General features: G+C 56.0%; 10 protein-coding genes. All 10 read right to left on the bottom strand.

Going from position 1 to position 11,613, the window contains the following annotated elements:
- Nucleotides 1–2: 2 nt before the first annotated feature.
- Nucleotides 3–347 (bottom strand): head decoration protein, encoded by a 345-nt coding sequence (locus tag IPG22_06495; GenBank protein MBK6587948.1) that lies wholly within the window; start codon nt 345–347, stop codon nt 3–5.
- Nucleotides 348–364: 17 nt separating this feature from the next.
- On the bottom strand, nt 365–1,363 hold the full coding sequence (locus IPG22_06500; GenBank protein ID MBK6587949.1) for a Clp protease ClpP: 999 nt from the start codon (nt 1,361–1,363) through the stop codon (nt 365–367).
- Between the two features lie 83 nt (nt 1,364–1,446).
- Entirely contained in the window at nt 1,447–1,803 is a 357-nt protein-coding gene (locus tag IPG22_06505; protein MBK6587950.1) for a hypothetical protein, read from the bottom strand.
- Between the two features lie 28 nt (nt 1,804–1,831).
- Nucleotides 1,832–3,262, bottom strand: a complete 1,431-nt coding sequence (locus IPG22_06510; GenBank protein ID MBK6587951.1) for a phage portal protein — start codon at nt 3,260–3,262, stop codon at nt 1,832–1,834.
- The gene (locus IPG22_06515) at nt 3,262–3,474 is read right to left on the bottom strand and encodes a hypothetical protein (GenBank protein ID MBK6587952.1); all 213 of its coding nucleotides are present in this window, start codon (nt 3,472–3,474) and stop codon (nt 3,262–3,264) included. The genes IPG22_06510 and IPG22_06515 overlap by 1 nt, the downstream gene beginning before the upstream one ends.
- Nucleotides 3,475–3,526: 52 nt before the next feature.
- Entirely contained in the window at nt 3,527–5,734 is a 2,208-nt protein-coding gene (locus IPG22_06520; GenBank protein MBK6587953.1) for a bifunctional DNA primase/polymerase, read from the bottom strand.
- On the bottom strand, nt 5,731–5,997 hold the full coding sequence (locus IPG22_06525; protein MBK6587954.1) for a hypothetical protein: 267 nt from the start codon (nt 5,995–5,997) through the stop codon (nt 5,731–5,733). The genes IPG22_06520 and IPG22_06525 overlap by 4 nt, the downstream gene beginning before the upstream one ends.
- 293 nt (nt 5,998–6,290) lie before the next feature.
- A complete protein-coding gene (locus IPG22_06530) occupies nt 6,291–9,584 on the bottom strand; it encodes a phage terminase large subunit family protein (protein MBK6587955.1) in 3,294 nt (1,097 codons plus the stop codon).
- Nucleotides 9,585–10,050: 466 nt separating this feature from the next.
- The gene (locus IPG22_06535) at nt 10,051–10,617 is read right to left on the bottom strand and encodes a DUF1441 family protein (GenBank protein ID MBK6587956.1); all 567 of its coding nucleotides are present in this window, start codon (nt 10,615–10,617) and stop codon (nt 10,051–10,053) included.
- Nucleotides 10,607–11,002 (bottom strand): hypothetical protein, encoded by a 396-nt coding sequence (locus tag IPG22_06540; protein MBK6587957.1) that lies wholly within the window; start codon nt 11,000–11,002, stop codon nt 10,607–10,609. The genes IPG22_06535 and IPG22_06540 overlap by 11 nt, the downstream gene beginning before the upstream one ends.
- Nucleotides 11,003–11,613: the final 611 nt, after the last annotated feature.

The following is an 11,613-nucleotide window of genomic DNA, read 5'->3' on the forward strand; positions in this document are numbered from 1 at the left end:
GGTTATCGGGCGATGACGCCGAGTGCCTTGAGGTCGGCGACACCGGCGGTATCGGAACCCGTCAGGCGGGAGGCGTTGACTTCGGCATCGCGTGCGATGATGACGCCCTTCTGGTCGGCCGCGGAGTCGGCTACGGCGGCGTACAGAACGCCAGCGGCGACCTCGCTACCATCCGAAGCGCCATTGTCATACGCAACGTACTTGCCGGATGCGGTGATTTTGCCCATAACCGTACCGACCTCAAGGGCGGCGGCGGCGGCGGCAATAGTCACTTCATCACGACTGCGGGTGCCGGATGCTTCCGACAGGATAAAATCGCCCGTGCGCCGGGCTTCGGTTTTTGCCATTTTCAAACTCCTTCAAGTTACACGGCGGGGGGAAAAATCTTATTCCACACCGAGGCGCCGCTATCGGCCCCGCTGCGGCTACCACTCTTTTGCACATTGCTCGTATGCGTGGCCGCATCATCGGCGGCAAGTGCTGCTTGCAGTTCAGCGCGTACCTTGTCAACCGGCGTGCCGGCCTTGACCATCGCGGCGGTGAGTTCCGGCTTCCCGGCCAGGGCACAGAGGGCGACGACTTCGCGCACGCCCTTAACCGCCGCTTGTGCATCAGCCAGGCTAGTAACATCCGGGCGCAGCGCAATATCAAGAACGTAGGCCGACAACCCGGCGGATGCTACACATTCGGCAATCTCGTCAACCAAGGCGGTATCAGGAACATTCGTAACTTCCGGCTCGCCGCCTTCGGACTCACCTTGCGGGTCCGGTTGCTCCGGCGTGTAGGCCATGCGCACGTTTTCCGGCAGGCGGTCAAGGTCAAACGAGGCGGCGATTTTCATTTCCGGTTGCATTTCAGTAGCGAAGCCATTTTCGACTGCATCGGCAGCATTCAGCCAGGTTTCAGCGTCAAGCAAATCTTTCACCGCGGCCTCGTCCATGCCAGATCGAGAAACGTAAGTACCAATCAGGGAAGCGGCGATCTTGTCGAGAACATCAGCCAAATCGCGGATTTCGTCGGCGTTGCCATACGCGCCCGTCATGGGGTTGTGAACCATCAGGAACGTGTTTTCCGGCATGATACGCTTGTCGCCGGCCATGAAGATAAGGGAGGCGGCCGATGCGGCAACACCCATTACCTTTGTCGTGACTTCGGAACCGCTGTTGCGCAGGGCGTTGTAGATCGCCAGGGCGTCGAATACCGAACCGCCGGGAGAGTTGATGGATAGCGCGATAGCTTTGCCGGCATGTTGCTTGAGTTCAGCAATGAACTCTTTGGCCGAAACGCCCCACATGCCGATTTCGTCAAAAATGGAAATTTCGACGGAATCTTCCGCTTTGGCCGAGAAGGTAAACCATTTCATGTCATTGCCCCTGATTAGCATTTCCGTATTTGTAAAGTATTTTTTCGCGCGTGGATACTCAGCGAAATTTGATATGTCGTTTTTTACGGCGTCATGCCGTGCGATGATGCGAAGAAAAGCGCCTTGATTAGCAGTCCGAAAACTACACCCGATAGCGCCCAAAGAACTTTATCTCTGCCCTTGTGCTGTTCGATAAATGCTCGCGTTTCAATCGCAAACATATTCACCATAGCCTCAAGGTCGGCTACGCGATCGTGCGCCCGACTAACGTCGACTTGTTGCGCTTGATGCTTTTCCTCAAGAACGGCCATTCGCGTTGTTTGCGCCAAAATCAAATCAAGTTTCTTATTGGCAGCATCCATAGCGCGGTGGGTTTCTACGTTCGCCTGCTCAAGTAGGCTAATTCTGCGTTCGTGGTTGTGTTCCATGTTTTCGGACATGCCTATCCCTTAAAAACGCTACCCTGTCCTACGCCGGCTTGTTGGCCGGGGTGGTTTTTGGGTCAGGTTTGAGGCCAAGCTGGTCCTCTCGTTTGTTCTCATCGGCGCGTTCCTGGTCGACTGAATCAGGATCGTAACCGCGTTCCGAAATGACCGACGACCGCGAACGGAATCCGGCTTCGACCTCAAGTTGCTTGGCCTGCACGTCCTGGACCGGATGGATATAAGCCCAACCCTGTGGCGCCCAATCGACGTTACGGGCTTCTACCGCTTCGTCGGGCGTCAATACTCCTGACAATTCAGCATACTTTGCCCAGGACGCGCGCACTGGCTGGCACATTTTAGGAATGAATAACAACCACTGACGTTGCTCGCAAAGCCGGCGGAACTCATTGATTAGAACGCGCAGCGTGCGATCGGATACGTCTTTCACATCGCCAGAGAGAAGTTCGTAAGGCGTTCCCATGCCGGCGGCGACGCCGAGGTTCTGCATTCGCATGAAATCGGTATAGTTCGCGCCAGCGTCGGGAGGCGTTGAGAATTTCACATCCTCACCAGGCAGAAGTTCCTGGGAAATGCCAGGCTCAAGGCCAGCGATAGGTTCGTTCGGGTCACCGGAGAACGGCAGCCCGGTAATACTATCTTCGGAACCGGATGGGAGTGCCCGGGTAATGAAAAGCGTAAACAAGTTGCTCAGTTTTTGCTTTTCGAGAACCGCGTCGTCAAAGTCCATCACGTTGCGCAACTTGGCCGCAATACTTGCCATGTCAGATACCCCGCGCATTTGGCCGGGGCGTTGCGGGTCGAACAAGTGTTGAACGAACTCAGCCGGCACGCGGGTAAGTTCTTGCGGCATTGCAGCCGGTGGGTTGTCGCCTGGGTGCTGCTTATAGAACCAGTACGCGACACGCTGGCCGATCGGGTTAACCTCGATGCCCTGGTAGATCATATTACCGGCCTGTAGGCCCGGCCAGATTGCCGTATCTAGCAACGGTACCATGTCACCCTCAAGCAACTGCACTTGATAGGGTACGGGCAGCCCGTCCGATGGGCGCCGCGGGCGTTCACGTATGAACAGTTCGCCGCCGGAGAACCAAGTACGGGCGCCTAGCAATTGCAGGCCGTAGAAATCAAGCACGCCGTCCGCATCGGCAAACGGGACCCAACTGTTCCACAACTTGTTCAGCTTCTCTTTTAGCTTGGCTTCTTTCGTCCGTAGGCGGGGCATAATTCCGGTGCCGACGATATTGGTCGTCCACACACGGACGCTTGAGGCGCCGGCCCAATCGTTACGAACGGCATCCCGAACGCGATCGCGGATTTTCTGCAAGCCGACCACGGCTTTGTTCGGCCCGGTCGACGGCGCGTTCCAACCGGCCATTCGCCGACCAGAGCCGGCGGCGTCATATCGGTTTTCAACCTTGCGCAGCGTGCGCGGGGATTTGTGCTTGCGGGCCATTAGTACCCCCGGCCGGCGTAATATAGCTTCGTCTGCTTCGACTTTACGGCCGCGGCGTTCTCAGCGTCTAGCCTTGCCTGCAAGTCGTTTCGCGCAGCAATCAACTCGTTGATTGAACGGTATGTGACTTGCTGCGCACCGAGCGCAACTTGCTTTTCGCCGGAGGCGATAGCGGCGTTCAGTGCGTCAATATCGGATTGAGTGACGGCCATAGAGTTCCCTTTTTAGTTGTTGAGGGTAATCAATCGCAAACAGATTTGATACTCAGTGAGATTTTATTGGCGGCACCCAAACCTTATGCCGGCCGCGGACGACTTTGCGGAAGCCCAAAACCTTTAGGCAAGCACCAACCCGGCGCTCTATGCCAATGTTTATGCCCGCCGGCGGGACTGCAAGCGCCCCGGTGATGATTTCATGCAACCGCAACCCACCATCCTGGTCGGCCTTTGGCGCCTCGCCAAGATCAGAACAGTAAAGCCAATCCTCGATGATGTGCTGCCAGGAATCCTCCTTCTGAAACTGGCGGTGCACCGTTCGACCTAGTTTTTCGGCTTCTTCCCACCGGATGCCGTACTTATCGAACAGCACAAGGGCTTCCGCCCAAAGCTGATCGCGGTCGGCCTCGATTCCACCTGAGTCGCACAATTTGTCATCAGGTACGACGAACGGAAGCCAGCGGCGTTGCCCGGTGCTGTCATCCGGTAGTGGTTCGTCATCGTTCGTTGTGCCGAAGAACATGCACCGCCGGGGGTAGTCGACCGCGTATTCCTTGTATTTCGGTACCCATTTGTCGACGCGCCGCGAGATAAACGACTTGACATGCTCTACCTGGCGGCTGTTTGATCCCTTCATTTCACCAATTTCGACAACAAGTTTCCCGCGCATTTCACGCGATAGGTCATCGTCCTTTTTGCTCAAATCGAGTTCCAAATGATGCTGCTCCGTTGGTGCCATAGCCCGGACAGCGGAAGTCTTGCGGGCGCCCTGCCCGCCTACCGCAATCGGTGCCATATCAGCCTTTATGCCAGGCACTTTCACGCGGCCGGCCTGCCCTGTCCACCAATACATCCCGACCGCGCGTGTGTACGGTGTATCCTCCGTGCCGAAGTACCGCGGGAGGAAAGTTTCTACGCGCTCAACACCGTCCCAATGCAGGCTATTTAGCCATTCCTTTGCCGAGTCGAATACGTTGAACTCCGCGGCTACCTCAACCGCAGCGCGTACCATTTCAGTAGGTACATGCTCAAACGGTGGGTTGCCTTCTTCAAGGGCTATCGAAATCTTGTAGTAATCCTTGTCACAAAACGGCCGTTTCTCCATAGTCTTGTCGCCAATGACTTCCGCGACCATCAGTTCCTCACGGCATAGGTCATATCCAACCCAAGTGCCATACAGGTCGCTTCTGGCAATACCCGCAAGGACCGCGGAGCGCGTAGCTGCTATCGTCACCTTGCCACTTTTGCTTATCTTCCGCGCCAGGTTGATAGCCGTAGGGATCGGTTGCTTTACCCTCTGCCCGGGCGTAGCGGGCAAGTCGGGTATCACGTCGAAATCAGCGGCGCCAATCCCGATAGCGTCGCTAAATTCGCCGTCAGTCCGGTGGGCGCAATGCGAGTGCTGGCATTTGAAATGGCCTTGTTCAAACCCGCCGACGCCGGCGGGAAAATAGCTTGTGGCGCTTTCACCTGAGTCCGAGGTATGTTCGTCCTTGAACGGACACTCAATGTCGACGCGGCCGCTGCGGTCGATGCCAAAAACTGTCCAGTTTTCGACAAGATAGCTAACTGTTGGGTCTTTTGTGTCGGCCGCAAGGCGTTTCGTAGCCGGGGTGATTCCCTTGGCGACTTCGACGCTATCCTCGATGCCAAATTGAGTATTGAGGTCGGCCCAAATGCGCTCAAAATGCTCCGCAGTCAGCTTGGGGAAGATCGCCGGCAATCCGTTGGGCCACTCGTACCGAGCGCCCTTGGGGTGCGTGCCGCAAGCAATGAACTGTTGCCCGTTCGCCAGGAACTCGATTACGCCGTGCTTGGTTTTGAAGCGGCGTTTTGTGAAGTCACCCGGCAACTCGAAAGAAAGCAGAAATTTTGTGCTATCCGCCCGGTTGCGCAGCGGGAGGTCGGCGACGTGTCGGCTGATCGCCGTGGCGATTGCGCTGGCCTCGTCGGCATCTTCCACGTCCACATCAATAGCGTGAATGCGGCGCGTCTGGATACAAATACCATAGTCCTCGATCTTCGACCAACGGGCAATGTCCTCGCCGGTTGCCTGGTGCTGTGTCCATTCGGGAAAGCCAGCCATTTCCCCCCGCCCGTTATACCGTGAGGGGGTCTTGCCTGGGCCTGCGATCTTGCTTGTAGGTGATTTTTTGGCATGTGGGTTGCTTACGACCGGCAACAAATCCTCTGTCAGTTCGCAAACGAGGTCGAAGTGGTCCCAATCGCCGGGGTTTGCCCCGAAACGATCGCTCATGCAAATTCCTGGGCCGCCCTTGCAGAACACGCCAGCGGGCATTTCGCGCACGCGGCACAAAGGTTTTCCCGTTGGATTACCGGCGTCGTGCCGCCGTTGTTTGCCGCGATTTCGGTCGTTACATCCTCGATAACCGCGGCCTGGTCAACCGAAATACGCCGGTGCTTTCCCAAGTGGTCAAACAGATATGAAATGCTCGTTCCAAGTGCATCGGCCAACTGCTCGCGCTCTGCTTGCGTTGCGGCCTTTCTAAAGTTCTTCAAAAGTTCCACGTCATCCCCTTATTTTCAGTTGGTTGGTTGAGGATGCCGATTTTACACTTTGCTAAAGTTTTTGCAACAAGCAAATAGGGTTGACTTTCGCATTTGCGAAAGTATACTTGCGGTTGTAGCATGGCATGACCTCCTACAGAACGCCTCCGGGAGTATGCAGTTGCCTTCGTGCCTGCATATAGTCGTATCCCGGATGACACCACGGAAAGACGTGGCCGATTTCCTTGTCTCTCTCCAAGTGCCTGACCAGCACACTTAGCCTCGCCTAGTGCGGGGCATTTTTTTTACTTGAGATATGACGATTTCGTAGACCGCCGGCGTAGATTTGCGGTTTGGCCGTTTGCTGTTCCACCGTCTTGCATCTTCTGGCGGTCCTCCCGCATGATAATCCCTGAGTTTTCGGCAAGCGGTAGCGCCCAATGTGGCGGATTCTCCCAAAATGCGGGCTTATCCGCACCGAGCCGAACGCAGAGCGCACGAATGTAAGCGCATAGGTCGAACGCTTCGTTGCGTTTCTTGATTTTTACCCATCGGCCTTTTGCATCCCGTACTTCGGCGTTCAGTTCGTCGTAAAACGACCGCGGGAGCCACCCAGGCATGTGCATATATGTTGGCCCTGGTAGCGTTCGCTTGAGCGCCGAGGAAACCATGTCCTTGAACATATTTGAATTTAGCAAGTAGAGTGGAATATCCCCCTTCTCGCCGTGGCGTTTGGTGCCAACCCATGACTCTTTTACAAGCGGCGCGGTGGGCGTGCTGGCACCTTTTACGAGCATTACCCCGTAGTGTTTGTTTTCCGCACGCAGGCGGCGATACCACTGATATGCGTTGCCCGTAACCCCATCCTCGCCGCCGGTGTCGATCGCCATTGCCTTTATCTTGATTTCACGGCCCTCAACACTCGTCCTGTAGGTCGCATCAAGGACAAGTTTATTCAGCATGTCCCAATCTTCTGGATAGCTTGCAGGGTCGATCGGCGCGTATCCACCGTCGACGCCGGTTCGTGTGCTTTCGGTTATCGCAAACCGATCTAGCGGCCACTGTTCAAGGTGCGGCCCGATCGCATGGACCTGCACGACAAACCGCGCATTCTGCCCGCCCTGCACGTCTACGGCCGCGACTACGAACCGCGTTTCGTCTGGTGCAATGAACCGTTGCAGGCCGCCATTTTTTCGGCTTTCCGGGCCACTGGCGCCCTTGGCCGACTGCGCAAGCAACCGACTGAGATACGGCATACCCTGATCTGTATTTACCGTGTTCTGCAAAGCAAGTTCCGAGCCTGTCAAAACGTAGTCGCGCAAACCTTGCAGGTATCGAACTACCAGGGAGTGCCAATTCTGGTACGCCGCCGCTACGCCGCCGAGCCAAAAGCCCGCGATTGTAGATTTCATGGGCGTGCCGCAAACCTCACCATCCGGCGTGATGTATTGGCCGTCGCCGACCCACCTACCGCGGCGGTTCATTGGGTGCTTATGCTTCTGCTCTAACAGCGTTCCGCAATGCGGGCAAATAATCCGGTTGTACTTTCCCGCCAGTTCGTCTATATCGGCCTCGCGGATTATCTCGATTAGATTGTCCTCGTCGGGCAGTCCAAACAGTTCAAGCCCAGGCTTTGCCTCAAAATGCTCCCCGCAGTCCGGGCAGGGCCAATACCACCGCCGGCGATCCGATCTGTTGTAAATGCCGACGACGCCGGTGCATGGCGGGCCTTCGTGCGGCGTCGTCGGCTTCCATGTCGGGTCGACAATCGGGCGGCCAGGCGACGACTCAACCATGCACATGCCGCGGGACATGAAAGTTTGCGTGCGTTTCAGCGCCAGGCCATACGGCGCACCTTCACCGTCCACGTCATCCGGCATACGGTCGTAATCCGTCAACGCGACGTAGCGGTAATCGGAACCGGATAGCTGTGTCGCCGTGGGCCAACCGATCTTGACGAACATACCGTGCTTGAACAGCTTGTCGTGCGTGTTGTCGTTGTGGCCCGACTTGCTCATAAGTTCGGCCACTTGCGGGGAGTGTACGATAGCCCGGTCTATGCGGGTCTTGCTGTACTCCCGCGCCTTGTCCTGAGTCATTTGCAGAATCAGCATGTCGCCTGGGTCGCACACCACGTTACGCGCAAACCAACCGTCCAAGAGGCCAAGGGTGTTGTGCGTCGGGATCATCGCGCGGCCAGCGAGGAACATATGTGACTCGTCTGCGACCTGGATGCACTTTACCGGGCGAGACTCGACCGGCGTAATACCCACGATCGCTCGGAAGCTGACGTCCACTTTCGCGTGCTGCGTCTTTTCAACCTTACGGGGTAGGGAAAATATTTCAACCCCAACAGGGATCGGAAACGTAATCCTGAAGGCGGTACCCGTTTTGCTCTCCCCTTTGTATTCCCATGTTGTTGCCTTCACGGCCGTTTTTGGTTTCAGACCAAGGGACCGGGCGAGTTCGCAGAACCCATCCCGCAGTGCGGGAAGCGTGGTCGTAAATTCAGCTGACGCTGCTTCCTGCGAGCTACAACCGTCAGTGTCCATCAAACCCCGAAGGAGTTGCCACCGTTGCTCGACGGAACTCCGCAAGTAGTCCTGCGGGATGTGCTTATTGTTGAGTACGCCAATGTCCGTCAACCGTGATTGGAAAGTGTCATTGAACATCCCGAGCGGCGCCATCTGCTTGCCGTATTTGCGTCTGTGGTGTCCTTGGCGGAGGCATTCCATGCACGCTTTGTTTTTTGCCTGCCCAACCTCGGCGAACACATGCCCGCGCTGGCATTGCGTGGTCAGTATCTCGCGGCGGTCAAAGTGTATGAAAAGGGTGTTCCCTTTATCTTTCCTCGGCGACGCCTTGAAACCCTGCGCTTCAAACAACGGTATGTAGTGAGTTGCATCGTCCGCGTGGCAGGATAAAGTGGCCTGCGCTTTTGAACCGTCACCCAACCACACCCCGAACAGGTACGGGTCGAGCCGCAGTTGCCTTTCCGGCAGTTCTATTGGTGCTGTGTTGCGGATGTGGTACCGAAAGCGCGCACGTCCGTTCGCTTTCACGCCGTAGTGAAGGTCCGCCAGGAGTTCAGTCGTAGTTCTGATTTCATACCGCCAGTTCGGGGCTTTCCAGTAGAACCGCTCTACACCCCACCGATGGTCTGCGTCGGCGACGACAGTTTCGCCGTCCGAAAACTCGACTAGGTAACATGGCCGATCGTGCTGGTACCCGGTGACAAAAACGACTTTCGTTGGGTTTCCGCTCGGGGCGATGATTTCGTCACCGACCGTTAGGGCGCCCATCGTCGTCCACCCGTCGGGTGTAGGTATCGGAGTGCCAACGTCCAACGCCTTGCCGGTGCGTGCTGGACCGACGAACGCCACCGCTTCATGCCGCTTGCTGGCAAGCATGTTCATCGGTTCGACCATGTACGGCGTTTCGTCAGGCGCCCAAGGGCCGACATACCCGCCAGGTTGTCGCAAGAACAGCGATTCGTGCGCGCCTTGGCTTACCGACACCCTCTTTGGCGGCCGGAAAGCGGCGAACGCGCCCGCCATGTCAGCCATGGCACGGTTTTCAATCCGCGGCGGAAAGTTCATAGCAAATCTGAGAAGTAGGACGGGAGCACTTTTTCATACAAATGCTTTACCTCTGTTGGGGCTTTGTCGACCCGCAATCGGGTGTTCGAGTTCCAAGAACCACCACCACGCGCACCAACAAAACACCACCCCGTAGCCCGCAAGCTGGCACCCCCCTCCGATGGAAGGGTGTACGTGCCTATGCGGCGGTACCCCATACCAAACGCCGTCTTGGCGGCGGCGGCATACAAAAAGGAGCAAGCGTTGGGGGTACCGTCAGTGCACAAGCGAGAAACCTCTGCGGTAAACCCATCATCCCGGCGGTACGACACCGGCCGACCAACTATCACCACACCACAAACGCGCATTTCTTTTGTGAGGGCAGCTATAGCGAACTTGTACCCTTGCACCCCCTTATGGTGGCGGTGTTTTTCAAGAACAAAAGAATTTGCTTCACGCAACGAAATCGGTTTTAGAAGTAGCATTGTCAATCCGCGGAGGAAAGTTCATTTGACTTGGTGAAAATCTTTTCTAGTTCGTCGGCCAGGTCGCCCATTGTCTCGTCAATAGACACCCCAACAGATTCGGCAAGTGTCGGGTCGACGCCCAATTTCCGTTCAAGGTTGTCCGGTATCGAACGCAGCGATTGGGCAACAGACTGAAACACTTTGGCTACGGCGCTACGAAACGCATCGCGCGGTAGGTATTCGCCACTCTTTATGCGGAAGTCCAATTCGGCTTTCGCCGCGAGGGCAACTTCTTTACGCGCCTTGGCGCCGGCGTAGAGGGCGGCCGGGTTGTCGGGCAATACGAATGCCAGGCTTCCCATGTCGCCACTTTTCCCGCCCCCATCTTCACCAACCGTAATCATCGGCGGCGGTGGTCCCTCAGCGAGTAGCTGTTCGACCGTGCGGACCTCTACCGGGGAGGTAAGTTGCTTGGAGGTTGCGTTCGGGCTTCCATCTTTTTTGCGTCGGCCTGAGTTCGGTCGCTTTCCGCCGCGACCATCCCCCGCAACCGCGCGGGCGGATAGCGCGTCAAGGTCAGCTATCATCTTCGCTAGGCTTCGTGAATACCCGTTGTAGCAGGCCCGTTTCTTCAAGGCTGTTTCGGATATTGCAAACATGCGCCGTTGTGAGGTTCGTTTTCAAGGCAATGGCCTGCGTACTTAGCCCCCGGCGCAGAAGATCACGAACAACGCGGTCCCGGCGCAGGCGGCGCGAGTGCCAATCCTTCGGTACGAAAATATCCGTCCCACCGAAGGCCCGAACCAGGGCGGCCATTTGCCGCAAGCCGATGACTTTGGCGATGTGATGCCCGGCCGATTCGGTTTTGGGGATATAGACCTTCCGCCCCCCATACCATCCGCAGAGGGCCGAGGTTGCGGTAAAGCCAATTTCGGCCCCAATGTCCTCTAATAGAGTGTTCGCAGTTTGCATGTTGCCATATTAGCAAATGTTTTTTAATTTGGCTATTGCTAAAGTTTCGGTTAGATGTTAAGGTGCGTGGTATCTGCCCAACGGGCGGATTGCCGGCAGGGCGCCTAGCCCGATTTCAGTCGCCGGCGGGCAATTCCACCGGGGTTGCCAGGATGTTGAGAACGATTCGCATCCTACCCATGCTAACCCATAGCTAACCCATGCTAACCCATGCTAACCCATGTGGATAAGTACCGTAAGTGTTTGATTTCAAACAAACAATACCCATACGCCCATAAAAAACCCCTCAAAACCTCCTGGGGTTTTTTTCCTTAGCTATCTGCTAATCCTTATCTACCTGCTAATCTTAGCGTCTTGCTAAGTTCCTATTTTTCCCAGGAGGTTTTTAAGTAAATATATGGGTAGTATGGGTTAGCTATAGGATTCGGATGAGAAATCAATGACTTACAGCTAACCCATAATGGGTTAGCTATGGGTTAGCTATGGGTTAGCTTGCTATTTGCTAAGTGCTGATCGCCTCGCTATCGGCTAAAAATGCACGTTCGTTTGCGATTTGACTTGGCAAATTGCTAAATCAAAGGTAAATTGGCGAAAATTTCTTGATTATCGCG

It is taken from the genome of Acidobacteriota bacterium, from assembly GCA_016703965.1.
GTDB lineage: Bacteria > Acidobacteriota > Blastocatellia > Pyrinomonadales > Pyrinomonadaceae > OLB17.

What these genes read in the sequence shown, in the direction of transcription:
- IPG22_06495 (MBK6587948.1), bottom strand. Translation starts at nt 347, where the DNA reads ATGGCAAAAACCGAAGCCCGGCGCACGGGCGATTTTATCCTGTCGGAA.
- IPG22_06500 (MBK6587949.1), bottom strand. Translation starts at nt 1,363, where the DNA reads ATGAAATGGTTTACCTTCTCGGCCAAAGCGGAAGATTCCGTCGAAATT.
- IPG22_06505 (MBK6587950.1), bottom strand. Translation starts at nt 1,803, where the DNA reads ATGTCCGAAAACATGGAACACAACCACGAACGCAGAATTAGCCTACTT.
- IPG22_06510 (MBK6587951.1), bottom strand. Translation starts at nt 3,262, where the DNA reads ATGGCCCGCAAGCACAAATCCCCGCGCACGCTGCGCAAGGTTGAAAAC.
- IPG22_06515 (MBK6587952.1), bottom strand. Translation starts at nt 3,474, where the DNA reads ATGGCCGTCACTCAATCCGATATTGACGCACTGAACGCCGCTATCGCC.
- IPG22_06520 (MBK6587953.1), bottom strand. Translation starts at nt 5,734, where the DNA reads ATGAGCGATCGTTTCGGGGCAAACCCCGGCGATTGGGACCACTTCGAC.
- IPG22_06530 (MBK6587955.1), bottom strand. Translation starts at nt 9,584, where the DNA reads ATGAACTTTCCGCCGCGGATTGAAAACCGTGCCATGGCTGACATGGCG.
- IPG22_06535 (MBK6587956.1), bottom strand. Translation starts at nt 10,617, where the DNA reads ATGATAGCTGACCTTGACGCGCTATCCGCCCGCGCGGTTGCGGGGGAT.
- IPG22_06540 (MBK6587957.1), bottom strand. Translation starts at nt 11,002, where the DNA reads ATGCAAACTGCGAACACTCTATTAGAGGACATTGGGGCCGAAATTGGC.